Here is a 17,769-nt window from a genome sequence, read left to right as displayed (position 1 = left end):
CGCGAAAACTCCCCGCCTACATGATCCCCTCCGCAATCATGACACTCCCCGCACTGCCACTGACCGTCAACGGCAAGCTCGACACCCGCGCCCTACCGGCACCCGAATACGCCACCAGCCACTACCGCGCACCCACCACGCCCACCGAGGAAGTCCTCACCGCCATCTACGCCCACACACTCGGACTCGACCGCGTCGGCATCGACGACTCCTTCTTCGACCTCGGCGGAGACAGCATTTCGTCGATGCAGGTGGTGGCGCGGGCCCGTACGGCCGGCCTCGTGTTCAGGCCGCGCGATATTTTCGTCGAGCAGACCGTTGCCCGTCTGGCCGAGGTGGCCGAGATGGCCGGCAGTGCGGATCGCCCGATCGACGAGGGTCTCGGGCCGGTGATCGCGACCCCGATCATGCGCTGGCTGCAGAGTGTTCGCGGCCCGATCGAACAGTTCAATCTGATGGCGTTGTTGCAGGCGCCCACGGGTGTCACCGAGACCGACGTGGTGGAGATGGTGCAGGCCCTGCTGGATCGTCATGCCATGCTGCGGCTCCGCGTCGACGACGACGGCGACGGCGAGTGGTCGTTGCAGGTGCCCGAGGCGGGGTCGGTGGATGCGAGCGCTTGTCTGCAATCGGTCGACGAGTTGTCCGATGAAGAGCTGACGAAGGCGCAATCTCGGTTGAATCCGGCCGCCGGGGTGATGCTGGCCGCGCTGTGGGTCGCGTCCACCCACCAGTTGGCGCTGGTGGTGAATCATCTGGCCGTCGACGTCGTGTCGTGGCGGATTCTGCTGGACGACCTCAACACCGCCTGGGCCCAACACCGTGCGGGGCAGCAAGTCGCGTTGCCGACGGCCGGGACGTCGTTCGCCCGGTGGGCGGCGCTGCTGGCCGAGCACGCGCGCCGCCCCGAAACCGTCGGCCAGGCGGCCGCTTGGCGAAAGGTGACGGCGATCCCCGCCGCGCTGCCGGCGGTGCAGCCCGAGGATACGTTTGCCACCGCCGAGCACATGGAGGTGTCGCTGGACGTCGAGACCACCCGCACGATCCTCGGTGAGGTGCCCGCGGCGCTCCATGCCGGAGTGCACGAGATCCTGTTGATCGCGTTCGCCTTGGCGTGGACGGAGTTTCTGGGCAACGGCGGCACACCGATCGGTATCGACGTGGAGGGCCACGGGCGCGCCGAGGAGCTGGCCCCCGACGTCGACCTGTCGCGCACCGTGGGGTGGTTCACGACCAAATACCCGGTGTCGTTGGCGGTGGGTGGGCTGTCGTGGTCGCAGGTGGCGACCGGCGAAACAGCGCTGGGGGCAGTGATCCATGACGCCGAGGAGCAACTTCGTACGGTCCCGAACCCGGTGACCTACGGCGTGCTGCGCTATCTGAACACCGATGTCGACGTGACCGGTTCCGACCCGCAGATCGGATTCAACTATCTGGGGCGCCTGGGCGTACCCGTGCTCGACACTTCGGCCGATGGTGATGTCTGGCGGATCGGCTATTGGGGTTCGTTGTTCACCGACAGCGGCAACGCCGATCACGCCATGCCATTGGCGCACACCGCGGCCGTGAATGCTGTCACCGTCGACAGCGACAGCGGCCCGCACCTGCATGCCCAGTGGACGTGGGCATCATCCAAGCTCGATCGCGCGGCGATCACGAGGCTCAGCCGACTGTGGTTCGAAGCCCTCGGCGGGATCTGCGCGTATGCGCGACAAGGTGGGACCACGATGACTCGTTCCGATACTGCTCCAGCGCAGGATTGTCAGCAGCACATCGATGCCGGCTCGGTGGACACATTTCCCGCTACGTGCCCGGTCGGCGATCTGGCGGACCACGCCGGCGCCTCCGAGGCCGAGAAGAAGCCCGGGAAAGAGCGCCTCAGCTACGCGAATTACCTTCACCTCGACGAGCTGCTCGGCGCCGTTCAGCCCTTGTTCGCCAACGGCGACCGTTTCGCGTGGAGCGACGAGCGGTACTTCCTGATCGTCCACCAGACCTCGGAACTGTGGGTTTCGCAGATCCTGATGGACCTCGAGCTCGCGCTGGAGTCCGCCCGTCGGGCGGAGTTCGACCGGGCGATCGATCGGATGAAGCGCGCCAATGCCGTGCTTGAATTGATGATGTCGACAGAGAGTGCCCTGCAACATCTCACGGTGGACGCGTTCCAACAGTTCCGGCCTCGGTTGCAGGGAGTGAGTGCGGCACAGTCGACCCAGCTGGCGACCATGCTGGCCGGCGTTCGCCACGCTCCTGTGACAGCTTTGCTCGAGGTCGTGGACAACCGGCGCGACGGCGACAGCAAGGACCGACGGCAGCGGGTCCACTTGGGCGCGCAGCTCGACGTATTCATCGCCGGCCTCACGCGCTGGCGGCTGAACCATCTGGACGTGGTCCGCCGCTTCATCGGGGACCGCAGGGGCACCGGGGGCACCGTCGGGCTCGGTTTCCTGATCGATCGCTTGAGTGAGGGTTCCCGCCGATGACGTTGGTGCGCTACGGCACCCACCCGAGTCAGCACGGCTTTCTCAGCGTTCCCGACCGCCCCGGCCTCTGGCCGGTCGCCGTGGTCATCCATGGCGGCTTCTGGCGAACGGCCTACGGCGCGGACCTGACCTCCGATCTGGCCGAGGATTTGACCCGGCACGGCTTCGCTGCCTGGAACATCGAATACCGGAGGGTGGGCGAGGACCCGGACCGCGGAGGCGGAGGGTGGCCGGCGACCTGTCTCGACGTCGCCGCCGCTGCCGACCTGCTCGCCGCGATCAATCAGAGCCTGGAAGTCGGCAGTCTCGACCTCTCCCGAGTCGTCGCGATCGGGCACTCCGCGGGAGGTCAGCTCGCCGGCTGGCTGGCAGGTCGAGGGTCGATGCCCGCCGGTTCTCCCGGGGCCCTGCCCCGCGTACGACTGACCGGATTCGTCAGCCAGGCAGGAGTTTTGGACCTCGAGCTCGCACTGCAGGAGGACCTGGGTTCCGGAGCCGTCCGAAACTTCCTGGGCGCTCGGGCCGACGACCCCGAGTCCTGCACGCCGGCCTGTCCCAGCGCACTGCTTCCGATGAGTGTCCCCTCGATCTGCGTGCACGGCACGGCCGATGACGAGGTACCACTCAGCCAGTCGCAGCGCTTCGTCGCCGCGGCTCGACGCGCCGGGGACGACTCCCGGCTACTGGTGCTGCCCGGCGTCGACCACTTCGCACTCATCGATGCGGCGTCCTCCGCGTGGGCGGCCTGCCGCTCGGCGGTCCTGGAGCTGGCGCGCTGAACCTCATCCGCTGTCGACGACGGTTCAGGCGGTGAGCGCGTCGAGTGCCTTTTTGAGGGCCTTCGGGGCGGCGGGGGTGGTCGGCGCCTTCTCCCGCAATTTCAGCATCCGAGCGCCGATATCCTGAAGTTGTTTCCGCCCCAGGTGTTCTCGCACCTTGGGGAACCATTCGTCCTCTTCTTCGTCGATGTGATGATCGACATTCTCGATCAGCACCGTGACCTTCGCGGTGAAGCGTTCGTCTTCGGGCTTCATCGTGGACAACTCCATGACAAGGACATCGGCGACATGATGTTCCTCGTAGGACTCGAGGATGTCGTCCTCGACCTCCGGCACCAGCTCGCGGACCTCGGGATACATGACCTCGTTCTCGAGATAGGTATGCACGGTCAGCGCTTCGATGATCTTGTCGACGATACGGCTCTTCGTCGCGTGCGCGTCGGGGCCCGCTTTCTCGAACTCGCGGAACAATTTGCGGATCTGCTTGTGGTCCTCGCGCAGCAGCACGATGGCGTCGGTGGACATGAAACCTCCTGAAGGATCCGAGTTCCGGACAACCGCCGATCCGGCAGCTGCGGCCACGCGACCGGCGGTCGGCTAGCTACGCCTTACCCGCCCATCGTCGGCCCAATCGGCCGCGCTGTCAGGGTGGCGGGCCCGGGTGGCCGACACCGGCGGCGCTCATGGCAACTTGTTGACCAGGGTCATGTCGCCGTCGTAATGGGCGAGCGGACAGGGATCCATCACCTTGCGCCACAGCGTGGAATCAACGCCGGCACGACATGGTGGCGTAGCCATAGGGCAGCTGCGGCGACTCTTCGGAGGTGCGCAGAGTCTGGTATCGGCGGCCCGGGTTGGCGTGGTGGTCGCTGTGGCGTTGCAGGTGGAACAGGAAGACATTGGTCACGAGGCGGTCGCTGTTCCAACTGTCGCGTAGTCTTCCTCGCGCGGGCTTCTGCTGTCGACTCCCATCGCGATGTCGAGGAGCGGAATCACCCCGAGCACCGCGACAGGGCCGATCCACCAGAACAATTCGAGCCGTGTGAAGGTCACCCGTTGCCGGGCAGTAGAGCTCCTGCGGCGCCAACTGAACTCAAAACCCAGAGGTAGCGTTTGTGATCGCGAACCTGGGCACGTCCGAAACCGTCATAGCCCGTCTCTCATTCACCCGACGAGGAGCAACCTGAGGTATGGCTATTGGAAACGGTTCTGCCGCAACGCCCTCCTGCCGCGAAATCCGGCCACAATTACCGGGCTACCTACCGGGGCATTCGCTCGGTGCCGGTTCGCCGCGCAGTCGCGCGTCGATCCAGTCCTCGAGGCCGGGAAAGCTGGTGACGTAACTACTCAGATGCTCACCGGGCACTGTGCGGAAAATGGCCGGAACGCCCCGGCTGCATTGTTCACCGTACATACGCTGAGCGTCCTCGAGGGGAATCCAGGGATCCCACGCACCGTGGTAGATATACAGCGGCACACCCGACCTCCGGTCGGACAGATCCAGTTGGCGATACAGGTTTTCGGCCACCGGGCTGTCGAGTGGGTTGCCGATATTGGTCGCCACGTCCATCGGGATACCGACGACGCCGAGCGGCCCGTCGGCGTCACCACACAGATCTCGCGTCGGAGAAGTCGTCACCCACTGCGCGAGATTATTCATGTACTGGAGCACCTCCGGATGTTCGCGCGCTATCGCCGTCGACACCGACAACAGAATGCCGGAGGCGATCCAGCCGTTGAAGCGGTGGGCGATATTCCGGTAGTCGGCGGCCAGTCCACCCGAGGCCACCCCCATCAGCACGTCCGACAGCTCCGGCGCGTACTCGCTCTGCAACATCGCGGTGGCGTACGCGGCGATCGCTCCACCGGAGTAGCCGTCGACCACATAGCGGCTGTTACCGAACTCCGGCAACGCATTACGCACGGCGCGAATCGAATCGAGCATCATGTGCCCGGCCACATTCGTCTCGCCGTAGGCCATCAATGGGCCCTCATGGTCGGGCAGGAGAACCGCGTGACCTTTGTTCAGGGCCGACCAGATGGCCGGCAGAAACCACACGAGATCGCTATTGGTTCGATCGAGTATGTCGTGCGACAACTGATAGCCCGGCGTGCAGTGCAACCCGAGTGCGTTGATCGGCATGGCGTTCACTTCCACCGGGCGAGACCCCGGACCGTCCCACGAGGCCGCCGGCGTGATCAATGTGGCGGTACCGAAGGAGGGCGTGCCCGTCCCCGAGGTGGAGCGAAACTTCAGCAGCTCCGCTCGCTGGATCGGTACCGCCATATGCTGAGCTGCCGTCGCCGTCACGTCCCGCGTCTCGATGATCTGTCCCGGCTCCAAGCCGGCGAGATTCGCAGGCCACGCATCGAAGGTCTGATCCCCGGTCGGCGACGACAATATCGCCCGCCACAATGCCGCCTGCTGGTCACCGGGGCCTGTGGTCAATTGCGGCGGCTTGATGTTCGCGTCGATCCAGTTCTGTAGCGGGGAGGGAGGGAGATTCACGGGCGACAACGGCGGCATCGGCCCGATGGGCGGACCCTCGTCCGCCCGAGCGGGCGGTTCGCCCAACAGCGCACCAGCGACGACAACGGTTACCACAGCTGCCAAAAACCCTCTCACAAGCCACATCCTTTGTTCGGACGAAACCGCGGGGAGTGCCCCCCTGCCAGGGGTTGTGCGAAGCGACTTTAGCAAGCGTCTGCGATCCTGACCAAAGAACGCGCGTTGCGAAATTTGTACGCAATGGAAGTGCGTATATATCGGTGCTCCGAGCGGGAAACAATGGCCTCTGAAAGTGCGGAGGAACTGCTCGAGAGCCGTCGCACGATCGGGTAACGGCGGCTATGTGCCCGTATTGTCGCCGAGGTGCTGATTGTCTCGTATTCGATCGCGGATCAGTCGCTCGAGACTGGCTTGACGCCAGCGCCGATAATCACGGTTTCGATCGGGTCACGATCGCGCCCCCATTGTTCACCTGTCCCACCGCTGCCGGCCAGCACGTTGTACCGCACCGGATCGGCGCGCAGAACCACCACCGGCGACATCACCGCGGCGCGCAACAGCAGCGTCCGACTCGCGCACCGCCGGCGACTTCATGTACGAATCGATGGAATAAACCGATGACCTGGTTGCAGGACCCATTCTTCGCCGTACACAGGTAGACATTTCTTTCACCGGTGCGATGTTCAGTGATTCGTTGAGCCACAGACGATTTGGCCCTCTGCGGTGAAGTGTCGCCGCACCGGATCGTGAACAGGCCGGCGAGCAATCAAGACCGGCACGTCATATCCGGGGGACTTCCTTCTGCGGCAAGCTGTTTCACGATCGGCAAGGCGTTCCCCGGTAACTCTGCCTGCGACAGATATGCTGTTGCCCGCCGCAACACGTCTTTCAGCCTCTCCACCGCCGGTCCCGGGCCGGCGACACATCGGGACGCGGTGGCCCCGCGGCCGTGCTCTCACCGGCAGCGGAGGCGGTGCGTTGTATCGTCCGACTGGCGTGGCACCGCGATGTGGAGGAGCAGCATGGCAGCGGCGAAGGGCACCATCGGAGGCGGTCCCGCGTTCGTGGTGGAGCCGGACCGGCCGGCGAGCCACACCGATACGGTGCGCTGGGGTGTGGTGGTCGGCGCGCTGGGAGTGGTGTTCGGCGATATCGGGACGAGCCCGATCTACACCCTGCAGACCGTCTTCGACCCGGGTGACCCTCATCCCGTGCCGGTGAACACCGACAACGTGTTCGGCGTGGTGTCGCTGGTGTTCTGGTCGGTGATGATCATCGTCACCGTCACCTATGTCCTGCTCGCGATGCGTGCCGACAACGACGGTGAAGGCGGCATCATGGCGTTGATCACGCTGCTTCGCCGGTGGAGTTCACCGCGCGGGCGAAAAGCGGCCATAGGCCTGGCTGCGCTCGGAATCTTCGGCGCCTCACTGTTTTTCGGCGACAGCATGATCACGCCTGCGATCTCGGTGCTGTCCTCTGTCGAGGGCATCAAGGTCGTCGAGCCGGCGTTGAAGGATCTTGTCATCCCGGTGACGGTCGTGATCATCGTGGCGCTGTTCGTGGTGCAACGCCGCGGCACCGCGACGGTCGGGCGGATGTTCGGCCCGATCATGATCGCGTGGTTCCTCACCATCGGCACCTGCGGTATCAGCGGCATCCTGCACAATCCCCGCATCCTGGAGGCGCTGTCGCCCACATACGCGCTGGGCTTTCTGATCGGACACTTCGGAACCGCGTTCTTCGCGCTGGCCGCGATCGTGCTCGCGGTGACCGGCGCCGAGGCACTCTACGCGGATATGGGACATTTCGGCCGCCGTTCCATCACCCGCGCATGGCTGATCCTCGTCTTTCCCGCCTGCACACTCAGCTATCTCGGGCAGGGCGCGCTCATCCTCGACGACGCCCGCAATATCAGCAGCCCCTTCTTCCTGCTGGCACCCGGGTGGGCACGGCTGCTGCTGGTGCTGCTGGCCACGGCCGCCACGGTCATCGCGTCCCAGGCGGTGATCACCGGCGCGTATTCCGTCGCGTCCCAGGCCGCGCAACTGGGTTACCTGCCGCGGTTGCGGATCGCGCACACCTCCGAGTCCACGATCGGCCAGATCTACGTCCCGTGGATCAACTGGTTGCTGATGGTCTCGGTACTCACCCTCGTCTTCGCGTTCCGCAGTTCGACCGCGCTGGCCTTCGCCTTCGGCATGGCGGTGACCGGAACCATCACCATCACCACCCTGCTGTTCTTCTACGTCGCGCGAACCCGCTGGCACATCCCACGCTGGATCCTCGCCGCCGGGGCACTGCCACTGCTGACCGTCGATCTGCTGTTCGTCGCAGCCAATCTCACCAAGTTCGCCCACGGCGCATGGCTGCCGCTGCTGATCGGCCTGACCGCATTCACGGTCATGACAACCTGGCAACGTGGGCGCCGGATCGTGACCGCCGAACGAATCCGGCGGGAAGGATCGCTGCGGACATTCGTCGACGAACTCGCCGCCGGCACACCCGCCACGACGCATGTTCCCGGCACCGCCATCTTCCTCAACCGCGGCAAGGAAACGGCACCACTCGCCTTGCGCGCCAATGTCGAACACAACCACGTGCGCCACCACCACATCGTGATCCTGTCCATCCACACCGAACCCGTCCCCCGCATCCCCGACAACGAGCGCATCGCGACCGACCCGCTGGGACCGCCCGACGACGGCATCACCCACGTCACCGCCCGCTACGGCTACATGGAAACCCCCGACGTTCCGCACGCGCTCACCCTCGTCGACGAACGAGACACCGAAGGCCCGCTCGATCTCGACCACGCCTCCTACTTCCTGTCCACCATCGAACTCCGCCGCGGCACCACCCCGACCATGGCGGATTGGCGCAAACGCCTGTTCATCGCGACGTCGTACATCACCGCCGACGCCGCCGACTACTTCAGCCTCCCCCGCGACCGCACCATCATCATGGGCTCCCAGATCGAGGTATAGCCCTCGACGCCGATTCCGGAGTTCGGATCGCCCGGTTACTGCACCGCATCGAACGCCAGGCACCGGCCGACTCGCTCAGCTGCGGCCCTCGACCGTTGTCCGCCGCCCGATCATGCCGATCGGTTGTCCGCCGGCACCGCGGCGACGACGGCCGGGCCCGGTCCGGATCGCCACCGACCGTCGCCGGCGGATTGGGACATCCACAGCAGCACCGTCGCCGCCGCCAGCGTGACCGCCGTTGCGAGCATCGCGCCGCCGACCACATCGGTGAGCCAGTGCACTCCCAGATACAGCCGGGTGGCCGCGACGATCGCCACGATCACCGCGGCCGAGACACTCGCCGCCGCTGTGCGCACGTACCCGGGCCGCGTCGACGCATACACGACCAGCACCGCACCGACGAAGGCCGTGGTGGCCGTGGTGTGGCCGGAAGGGAAGGAGAAGTCGGCTTCGGCCATCAGATGCAAGGCGGCCGGGGGACGCGACCGCGCGACGGCAAGTTTCGTCAACGTACTCGCGCCGGCCGCGAAACCCACTGTGCCGAGGACGAATACGGCCGGAACAGCACTGCGCCGCCGCCACGCGAGCATCCCCGCCACGATCACCGCCGACGCTGCCACACCGACCGGACTGCCGATCTCGGTGATCGCCCGCGCCCACGCGGTCGCGGTGCCGTTGCGATGTTCGACGAACCATCGCAGGGTGGCCGCATCGGCTCCGGTGATCCATCCGGACTCCGCGACCTGCACCGCCACCACCACGAACAGCGCCGCAAGCACGAGCGCTCGCAGTGCGGACCAGCCGACGCGCACGCCGGACGCCGGCGAATCGCCGACCCGGCCGGCGAGGGCCGAGGCGAGAAGGACCGCCGTACCGAGAGCGGAGGCACCGACCGCGATCTCCCTGCTCGACGATTCGGTACGGACCTCGTCGGCCAACCCGTGGACGACATCGACAATCGCTGACACGTGCCCAGTGTCGCGAAGCACCGCTGTGGAAACGCTGAGTGCGTCACCTGGCTATTTGTGGAAGCACGCTCGTCCGGCCGATACCTCCTGTTGCCGGCCGAACTGGACAGCAGCCCGGCGGCAACAGAAGGTGGGAACGGTGAGCGTCGCATCGCCCGGTGTGGGTTTGGCGGTTTTGTGCCTGGTTCTGGTGGCCGCGTCAGCAGCGGTGTACCGGTTCGCATACCTCGGCTCGATGCTGATCGTGCCCGGTGCGGCCGTTCGCGCGGTCGTGCAACTGAGTGTGGTCGCGCTGGTGCTCGCCGCCGCCCTGCGCCATCTGTGGTCCTCGTTTCTCGTTCTGGGCGTGATGTTCGCGGCCGCGGTGTTCACCTCCGCTCGCCGAGCACGAGCGGGACGCTCCGGAGCATGGCTGGCCGCGGCCCTCGCGGCCGGGTGGGCTGCCGTCCTTCCGGTGATGCTCGTCAGCGGTGTCGTCCCTCTTTCCGGGCCCGCGGTCGTCCCTGTGGGCGGCATCATTCTCGGTGGCGCCATGACCGCGACCTCGCTGGCCGCACGCCGCGCCCTGGACGCCGTTCACGACCGGCGCGGCGAGATCGAGGCGGCCATGAGCCTGGGTTTCGACGACCGCCACGCACGCCTGGAAATCATCCGTTCCACCGCGCCCGCCGCGCTGCTGCCCGGCGTGGACCAAACCCGCACGGTCGGATTGGTCACGCTACCAGGGGCATTCGTCGGTGTCCTCATCGCCAGCGGCTCCGCGGGCCGAGCAGCCGCGGTCCAGATCCTCGTGCTCCTCGGCCTGCTGCTCGCGCAATCGTGCGCGGTGGCGGTCACCGTCGAACTCGTCGCTCGGGGCCGAATACGACGACCTCGGCACTGAACACCGATTTATTCGACCAAGCGGACCACCTGGCCGTCGACACGCTCGATCTCGGGGCGCGGACGCCGTCCTGCCACGCGCGACCATGTTCTACCGTCATAATGGGTCATCCCCTGCACTACCCGCGTGGTGCACCGATCGAGGGTTGGTGAGTCGGATGATGCCTGCATCCATGCTCGACGAACTGTACGAACGCGCGCAAAACGACGGTGTCGCACTAAGAATCGGCGTGATCATCGATCGTGGCGGACAGGTTCTGCTGCTCGAACGTGACGACAGCGGCCCCGTCAAGGCCACCCTCAAACTTCCCGGCACCACCGTCGAACCCGGCGAACCGCTGGACGCGGCCGTGACACGCGGCGTCGCCACCGAGACAGGTCTGCTCGTCACCCGAATCCGTAGCCACGTAGGCTATTTCGACTACCTGTCCCCGATCGGAAAACCGGTCCGCCGCCTGCACTTCGCCGTCGACGTCGCCGCCACGTACCCCATCCGCCTGTCCGTCCACACCGCCTACATCTGGGCGCCGCTGGACGGCGAGCTCCGGGTGACTCCCTCCATTCGCCGCATCCTCCAGGACTACCGCGAACTTGCCCAAGCCCGGAACCCGCTACCGGAAACCTCGGCGTGAGGATGCCCCCGGCGCGTCGCCCCGGTTGTCAGCGGATACGGGCGACGTACTTGCCCGTGCCGTGTCCGGATGCCAGCAGGTCATGTGCGGTGATCACCTCATCCAGCGACGCCACTTCGGTGACCGGGAGCGAGAGTGCGCCTGCGGCAAGGTAATCCAGCACCTGGCGGGTAGCGGCGGCGACCTTCGACGGGGCGCCGGTGACGAGGCCGCGGTGGCTGAAACCGGTGAGGGTGAGGTTGCCGCCCAGCAGGCGACCGAACGGCGGGAGCGGGGCGGGGGCGCCGCCACCTGCGTTGCCGAACAAGACGATTCGTCCGGTGGGGCGGGTGACCTCGAGATCCAGATCCAGGGCCTCGGTGCCGAGCGGGTCGAGCACGAGGTCCACCCCGCGGCCATCGGTCACGGAGCGGATTTCGTCGGCCAGGCCGTCTCCGCGGACGAGGACGGCGTCATAGCCGGGTACCGACCCGCGGGCGCGGCTCACCGTCCCCAGGAGACGGCCACCGCCGAGCAGCGGCACCAGCTGTGCCACCGCGCCGCCGATACCGCCGGCGGCGGAGTGCACCAGAACCGTATCCCCGGCGGTGAAGCGGCCGGCGTCGGTGAGCAGCAGCAGGGCGGTCGCCAAGCCGAGCGGGGTGGCGGCGGCCGAGCTCAACGGGACGGCAGCCGGCACCGGCACGGTGAGTTCTGCTCGGGCCGTGGCGATCTCGGCGAAGCCGCCGCCTCCGAGCGCGACGGCCGCCACCCGATCGCCGACGGCGAGGCCGGTGACTTCGGCACCCAATTCACGCACTGTGCCCGCGATCTCCAGGCCGGGGCGGTAGGGCCACGACGGTGCATAGCCCGCATCTCCGCGGCGAGCCATCACATCCATGAAGTTCACGCCCGCGTAGGCGACATCGATGGCCACCTCGCCCGCGGCGGGCCGCGGCGGTTCCACCTCGCGGATCTCCGACTTCTCCGCACCGCCGGGGGCGGTCATCACCAGGGCTCGCATCGTCACTCCCAACACCTCACTGCCGTCGAACGATCGGGTCAACCCCGCGATGCGGCGCCACATTCCTCCCGAAGGATCAGGCGGACTCGGCGGTGCGTGCCAGGCGAGCCCGGATGTCGTCGCGCAGCGCCTTCTTGTCGATCTTGCCGACCTTCGTCAACGGCATCGCGGCGACCGATTCGATGCGTTCCGGAATCTTGAACCGAGCCGCACCCGCCGCCTCCATCACCGCCTCGATGTCCGCGGGCTCCACCACACAGCCGGGCCGCAACATCAGATACAGGCACAGGCGTTCGCCGAGAGCCGGATCGGGCATGGCTACCGCGGCGGCCATTTCGACGCCGTCGAGCTGGTAGGCGAAGTTTTCGACCTCTTCGGCGGAGATCTTCTCGCCGCCGCGGTTGATCATGTCCTTGTCCCGGCCGGCGACGACGAGGTTGCCGTCCGGGCGGCGGATGACGATATCACCGCTGGCGTACCAGCCGTCCGGAGTGAACGCGCGCGAATTGTGCTCGGGCGCACGGAAATAACCACGGGGCGTGTACGGTCCACGGGTGAGCAGCGCGCCCGGAGTGCCGTCGGGCAACGGGTTGCCGTCCTCGTCGACGACGAGAATTTCGTCCGCCGCACTGACCGGACGCCCCTGGGTGCTCACGACGACGTCGGCGTCGTCATCGATGCGCGTCATGTTGATCAGGCCCTCGGCCATGCCGAACACCTGCTGCAACCGCGCGCCCAGCACCGGTTCGACGCGCGCTGCCAGTTCGTCCGGCATCCGCGAGCCGCCGACCTGGAGCACTCGCAGGGTGGTGCCGCGCATCGTGGCGTGCTCGCGCTGGTGCTCGATCCAGACCTGCGCGACCGCGGGAACGGCCGCCGCGACCGTGACACCCTCGGCATCGATGGTGCGCAGCGCCCGCTGCGGCGAAGGCGAGGGCAGCATCACCGCGCGACCGCCGGCGAAGAGCGCACCCAGAATGCCCGGACAGGCCAGCGGAAAGTTGTGACTGCTCGGCAGTGTTCCCAAATACACTGTGGCGGAATCGAATTCACTCACTTCGTTGCAGCACAGCACGTTGTAGGCGTAGTCGTCGTGCGTGCGGACGATGAGCTTGGGCAGGCCCGTGGTCCCGCCGGACAGCAGCATCAACGCGACATCCGAGCCCTGCGGCGCGTACTCGGCCTCGTCGAAGGCGACGGTGGTGGTCAGGGCGTCGGCCAGCCGGTATTCCGGTGCCGCTCGGCCGGGCTCGGCGGAGGATTCGCCGTGCACGAGGACGGCCCGCACACTCGGCACCTCGGCGGCCACCTGCTGCGCGACGTGGCGCAGGTCGGTGCCGCGATCGGTGTCGGCCACCACGAGAGCGACGGCCTCGGCCGCCGCGGCGAGGTGGGTGAGCTCGTGGCGGCGATGTGCGGGCAGCGCCATCACCGGCACGATGCCGACACGGAGGCAGCCCAGGGTGAGGGCCACGAACTCCCAGCAATTGGGTAGTTGCACCAGGATTCGATCGCCGGGAGCGAGGCCGAGGTCCAGCAGCGCCCGCGCGCAGGAGGCCGCGCGCTCCCACAGCCGGCGATAGGTCAGGCGGGTGGCGCCGTCGACCACGGCCACCCGGTCGGGACGCCGCGCCACCTGGGCCTCGATGTAAGAGCCGAGGGATCGGCCCTGCCAGTAGCCCGCCGTGCGGTACTCGGCGGCGATGTCGTCGGGCCATGGCACGACACCGTCGATCGCGGCCTGTCTGCGGATGGTCACGGCAGCTCTCCTTCCAGCCGATGCGGCGCGGCCGGCACGACCGCGTCCAAGGCGATCAGTCCGGCGGCAGTCGAGCGCAGCGGATTGATCTCGATCTCGTCGATGGCGGGGTGTTCGGTGAGATAGCGAACGAGACGCACTGCCGCCCGGGCGAATTCGTCACGGTCCAGCACCGGTCCCCCGCGCCCGCCGAACAGCAGTGGGGCGCATCGCAGGTCGTCGAGCATCGCCGCGGCGCCCGCGACAGTGACCGCGCCGCTGCGGATGGTGACATCACCGATCGCCTCGGCAGCGATGCCGCCGAGGCCGGCGACCACGATCGGACCGAACACCGGGTCACGGCGCACACCCAGGAACAGGTCCACTCCGGCGTCGGCCATCGACTCCACCAGATAGGCCGGAGCACCGATGGCGTCGAGCGCGTCGAGGGCGGTGTCCAGCTCCGCCGCGCTGCCGATATTCAGGTGGACACCGCCGATATCGGTTTTGTGCAGCACCGTGGCGTCGAGGATTTTCACCGCGACCGGGTGCGGCAGTTCCGTCAGGGCGTCGTGGGCAGCGGCGCGGTCGGTGCACACGCGCCGTCGAGGCGTCGCGATACCGAGGACGTCCAGTAGATCCTTGGCCGCGGCCTCGTCGGCGGGCAGCGACATCGCGGGCACCGGCGGCAACGCTGGCGGGAGGATCGGACGCTCGGCTGCGGTCTCCGAGCGCAACCAGCGACTGCGGGCATCCGCGGCCAGGGCGCGCAGGCCGATACCGAGGGCGGTCGGGCCGGCGAGTACGGGGACACCGAGTTCACCGGCACGAGCCGTGGTGTCGGCGCGGGCCGCGCGCGGGCCGCCGAGGGCGAGCACGACAGGCAGGTGCTCGTGTACGCCCGCGCGATGGACGGCGTCGGCGAGATCGACCGCATCCGGCTCCGCCAGCGCGTAGACCGCCAGCGCGTCGATGCCGGGATCGGCGGCGGTGGCCGACAGCACGACGTCGAAGGCCGGACCGGGCCGGCCGGTGTCGACCGGGTTCGCCTGATAGGTCATCGGCGGCAGCACACGAGCGAGTTCGCGCTGAGTGCCGGGCATCAGGCGCGGCACCCGAACCTGGTGTGCCAGTAGATGATCCAGGATCACCAGGCCGGGACCGGCTTGGGCGGTCACCACCCCGACTCCGGCCGAAGGGGTCGCCGGCAGTCGAGTTCGGCTCAGTACCGCGACGGCCTCGACCAGTTCCGTCTCCGAATCCACCACCACCGCACCCGCTTCGGCCAGCAGCGATCGGGTGGTGTGCCAGGAGGTGGCGAGCGCGCCGGTGTGCGAGGCGGCGAACGCGGAGACGTTGCTGCGGCCGACGACCAGCGCCACGACGGGCTTGACCGCGGTGACCGCGCGTACCGCCGACAACAGCGCTTCGCCGTCCGCCACCGCCTCGACGTGCAGGGCCACCGCGGTGATCGACGGATCCGCGCTCAGATGGCCGAGCACGTCGGTGGCGGTCACGTCGACGCTGTTGCCCAGTCCCACACCGAGTCCCACGCCGACACCGTGTTCGGACAGCAGAAACGACAGCGCGTGATTCATTCCGCCACTGGCGGCAACGACCGCGACCGAGCCCGGGGTCAGATGCCGCACCGTCGGGACGAAACTCACCGTCACCCCGCCGGGCCGGAAGAATCCGGACGTATTCGGTCCCAGGACGCGGATGCCGGTACCGGCGACGATATCGGCCACCTGCGCTTGCAGCGCGACACCTTCGGCACCCGCTTCGGCGAATCCGCCGGAGCAGATCACGGCGGCGCCGACACCACAGTCCGCGGCGTCGCGCAGCGCCCGCGGGGTGGCCGACGCCGGGACGCACAGCACCGCGAGATCCACCGGTCCGCCGTGGGATTCGACGACCGAACCCAGGCTGCGATGCAATCCCGCTCGCTCGGCGCGGGGGTTGACACCGTACGTGGCGGTCGCATCGTCGCGGCCGACCGCCGCGAGCATGACCGAGCCGAGTTTGCCCGGCGCCTCGGAGGCGCCGACGACGGCGACCGACTCCGGCCGCAACAACCGGTCGAGGCCGGAACGTGGGGCGGTCGTTCGGGTGGAGGTCATCGCGCCTCCCGGGTCTCGAACGCCACCGCATCCGCGCGCCCCGACAGCACCAGCGTCGCCGCGCAGTCGCGCTCATCGGCGGCGCGGCGCACGCGCACGGCGGCCGGTGTGTCGATCACAATCACCGGAATGCCGTGCCGCAATCGGACGTGTTCGGCGCACAATGCCCGCGACAGCGGCGTACCACCCTGTACGACAACGGCTTTCGGTCGTGTCGCGATGACTGTGTCGAGATCGTCGCGGCTGGAGGACGGCAGCGAGGTCGTCCCGTCGACCGGTGCGGTGAACAGGCGAACGGGCCCCTCGGACGCATGCGCGTCGACCGTGGTGGCGCCGTCGCCGACGACGACCCGATCGCCCGAGTGCCGCGTCAGGACCAACAACCGCGAACGCAGTGTGTCCGCACCGATCCGCAACGGCGTATCCAGCGGCGCCGCAGCGTATTTCGCCTGCCACGCGTGTTCGGCGCTCGCCACGAAGGCATCGTCGCGGATACGGACCTTCTCCGCCGAAATCGCGCGGGTGAAGAAGTGGAAACCGAACTGCCACGGCTCGAACGCCCCGTAATACTCACCGAAGTGGTCCCACCACGCCAGACTGGGCAACGAGGCATCCTGAATCTTCGCCACCTGCGGCCGGCGGATCTCCTGGAAGCGCCGCAGCGCTTCGTCCAGATCGGCCGGATGCTCGGCGACCGTCCGCGCCAGCACGGCGGCATCTTCCATCGCCATCTTGGTGCCCGACCCCACCGAGAAATGCGCGGTGTGCACCGCATCCCCGATCAGGACCACCGGCGTGCCCGACTCGGTGCGGCAATACCAGTTCTCGGTACGGCGGGTGCGGAAGTTGGCCCAGCGAGAGTTGTTGGCCACCAGCGGATGTCCGTCGATCCGGTCGGCGAACAACCGCTCGAGATAGCGCTGCGTCACCTCGTCCGACTCGCCCGGTGGTGCGGTCGTGTCGAAACCGTCGAGACCCGCTCGCCGCCAGGTGTCCTCATCGGCCTCGACGATGAAGGTGCTCAGCCCCGAGCCGATCGGATAGCCGTGAACGGCGAAGTTGCCGTGCTCGGACCGTGCGTGCAGAAAGGTGAGTCCCCGGAACCGATACGTGGTGCCGAACCAGATGAACTTGACCGCCGCCTGATCGACGCGATGGCCGAGCTCGCTCGAAAACTGGTCGCGCACCGTCGAATTGGCGCCGTCGGCGGCGACGATCAAGTCGTAACCGCGGGCATCCAGCTCCGCCACGTCGGCCTGAACGGAGAAGTGCAGCCGCGCGCCCAATTCGGTGGCTCGTCGCCGCAACGCGTCCAGCAGCACACGGCGATGGATGGCCGACATTCCGTTGCCCCCCGCCGCGATGGTGGCGCCCTTCAGATGCACCTCGATGGTGTCCCAGTGGCGGCCGTCGGTGCGCAGCGCATTGCGCAGTACCGGGTCGACGGCGTCGATGTTGTCGGCCGTCGCGTCGGAGAACACCACGCCGAAACCGAAGACGTCGGATTCGGCGTTGCGTTCGTAGACGTCGATCTCGACGCCCGGCACGGAGTGCGCGAGCGCGATCGCGGCGAACAGACCGCCGGGGCCGCCGCCGATGCACGCCACGCGCCGCAGTGGCGGCGGCGGTGCGTAGGGATTGTCTGTCAGGGCCATCGGTTTCCTGTCT

At 67.6% G+C, this 17,769-nt stretch carries 13 protein-coding genes and 1 pseudogene; 5 read left to right on the top strand and 9 right to left on the bottom strand.

The window, feature by feature from the left end; genetic code table 11:
* Together AC5592_RS22460 and AC5592_RS22455 are read left to right on the top strand one after the other, a co-directional pair.
* Positions 1-2,483 (top strand): tryptophan 2,3-dioxygenase family protein (locus tag AC5592_RS22460; protein ID WP_232329500.1); only part of this gene is annotated, 2,483 nt, incomplete at its 5' end.
* A complete protein-coding gene (locus AC5592_RS22455; protein ID WP_063065339.1) occupies positions 2,480-3,262 on the top strand; it encodes an alpha/beta hydrolase family protein in 783 nt (260 codons plus the stop codon). The genes AC5592_RS22460 and AC5592_RS22455, both read left to right, overlap by 4 nt.
* Before the next feature lie 24 nt (positions 3,263-3,286).
* Here the strand turns inward: AC5592_RS22455 and AC5592_RS22450 are convergent, their stop codons facing one another.
* From AC5592_RS22450 to AC5592_RS22435, 4 genes and pseudogenes are all read right to left on the bottom strand, one after another.
* A complete protein-coding gene (locus AC5592_RS22450; RefSeq protein WP_036501685.1) occupies positions 3,287-3,787 on the bottom strand; it encodes a hemerythrin domain-containing protein in 501 nt (166 codons plus the stop codon).
* Between the two features lie 156 nt (positions 3,788-3,943).
* A pseudogene (locus AC5592_RS22445) lies at positions 3,944-4,196 on the bottom strand (alkane 1-monooxygenase); the annotation flags it as partial.
* Positions 4,197-4,517: 321 nt separating this feature from the next.
* Positions 4,518-5,771, bottom strand: a complete 1,254-nt coding sequence (locus tag AC5592_RS22440) for a lipase family protein (RefSeq protein ID WP_232329499.1) — start codon at positions 5,769-5,771, stop codon at positions 4,518-4,520.
* Between the two features lie 392 nt (positions 5,772-6,163).
* On the bottom strand, positions 6,164-6,328 hold the full coding sequence (locus AC5592_RS22435; protein ID WP_157122127.1) for a hypothetical protein: 165 nt from the start codon (positions 6,326-6,328) through the stop codon (positions 6,164-6,166).
* 465 nt (positions 6,329-6,793) lie between these two features.
* Between AC5592_RS22435 and AC5592_RS22430 the strand changes: the two genes are divergently transcribed.
* The gene (locus tag AC5592_RS22430) at positions 6,794-8,758 is read left to right on the top strand and encodes a potassium transporter Kup (RefSeq protein WP_084507009.1); all 1,965 of its coding nucleotides are present in this window, start codon (positions 6,794-6,796) and stop codon (positions 8,756-8,758) included.
* A 110-nt stretch (positions 8,759-8,868) separates the two neighbouring features.
* Here AC5592_RS22430 and AC5592_RS22425 read toward each other — a convergent pair whose 3' ends face one another.
* Positions 8,869-9,726 carry a phosphatase PAP2 family protein gene (locus AC5592_RS22425; RefSeq protein WP_157122125.1) on the bottom strand — a complete coding sequence of 286 codons (858 nt, stop codon included), beginning with the start codon at positions 9,724-9,726 and terminating at the stop codon, positions 8,869-8,871.
* 130 nt (positions 9,727-9,856) lie between these two features.
* Here AC5592_RS22425 and AC5592_RS22420 point away from each other — a divergent pair, with 130 nt between their 5' ends.
* Both AC5592_RS22420 and AC5592_RS22415 read left to right on the top strand, forming a co-directional pair.
* The gene (locus tag AC5592_RS22420) at positions 9,857-10,609 is read left to right on the top strand and encodes an ABC transporter permease (protein ID WP_063065335.1); all 753 of its coding nucleotides are present in this window, start codon (positions 9,857-9,859) and stop codon (positions 10,607-10,609) included.
* Positions 10,610-10,766: 157 nt separating this feature from the next.
* Entirely contained in the window at positions 10,767-11,240 is a 474-nt protein-coding gene (locus AC5592_RS22415; protein ID WP_063920362.1) for an NUDIX hydrolase, read from the top strand.
* A 28-nt stretch (positions 11,241-11,268) separates the two neighbouring features.
* On the opposite strand, the gene AC5592_RS22410 is transcribed toward AC5592_RS22415, so the two are convergent.
* From AC5592_RS22410 to AC5592_RS22395, 4 genes are all read right to left on the bottom strand, one after another.
* Entirely contained in the window at positions 11,269-12,243 is a 975-nt protein-coding gene (locus tag AC5592_RS22410) for a quinone oxidoreductase family protein (protein ID WP_063065362.1), read from the bottom strand.
* 76 nt (positions 12,244-12,319) lie between these two features.
* Positions 12,320-14,002 (bottom strand): (2,3-dihydroxybenzoyl)adenylate synthase, encoded by a 1,683-nt coding sequence (locus tag AC5592_RS22405; protein WP_063065333.1) that lies wholly within the window; start codon positions 14,000-14,002, stop codon positions 12,320-12,322.
* Positions 13,999-16,101 (bottom strand): acetate--CoA ligase family protein, encoded by a 2,103-nt coding sequence (locus AC5592_RS22400; protein ID WP_063065332.1) that lies wholly within the window; start codon positions 16,099-16,101, stop codon positions 13,999-14,001. Before AC5592_RS22400 ends, AC5592_RS22405 begins: the two co-directional genes overlap by 4 nt.
* Positions 16,098-17,756, bottom strand: coding sequence for an FAD-dependent monooxygenase (locus tag AC5592_RS22395; protein ID WP_063065331.1), 1,659 nt, complete (start codon positions 17,754-17,756; stop codon positions 16,098-16,100). The genes AC5592_RS22400 and AC5592_RS22395 overlap by 4 nt, the downstream gene beginning before the upstream one ends.
* Positions 17,757-17,769: the final 13 nt, after the last annotated feature.

This window comes from Nocardia violaceofusca NBRC 14427 (assembly GCF_963869435.1).
Taxonomy (GTDB): domain Bacteria; phylum Actinomycetota; class Actinomycetes; order Mycobacteriales; family Mycobacteriaceae; genus Nocardia; species Nocardia aobensis.
Note: the sequence above shows the minus strand (reverse complement) of the source record. Positions and strands in the feature narration are given on the sequence as shown.

Excerpts from the sequence above, each read along its gene's own strand:
- AC5592_RS22455 (WP_063065339.1), top strand. The coding sequence starts at position 2,480 with ATGACGTTGGTGCGCTACGGCACCCACCCGAGTCAGCACGGCTTTCTC.
- AC5592_RS22450 (WP_036501685.1), bottom strand. The coding sequence starts at position 3,787 with ATGTCCACCGACGCCATCGTGCTGCTGCGCGAGGACCACAAGCAGATC.
- AC5592_RS22430 (WP_084507009.1), top strand. The coding sequence starts at position 6,794 with ATGGCAGCGGCGAAGGGCACCATCGGAGGCGGTCCCGCGTTCGTGGTG.
- AC5592_RS22415 (WP_063920362.1), top strand. The coding sequence starts at position 10,767 with ATGATGCCTGCATCCATGCTCGACGAACTGTACGAACGCGCGCAAAAC.
- AC5592_RS22410 (WP_063065362.1), bottom strand. The coding sequence starts at position 12,243 with ATGCGAGCCCTGGTGATGACCGCCCCCGGCGGTGCGGAGAAGTCGGAG.
- AC5592_RS22400 (WP_063065332.1), bottom strand. The coding sequence starts at position 16,101 with ATGACCTCCACCCGAACGACCGCCCCACGTTCCGGCCTCGACCGGTTG.
- AC5592_RS22395 (WP_063065331.1), bottom strand. The coding sequence starts at position 17,756 with ATGGCCCTGACAGACAATCCCTACGCACCGCCGCCGCCACTGCGGCGC.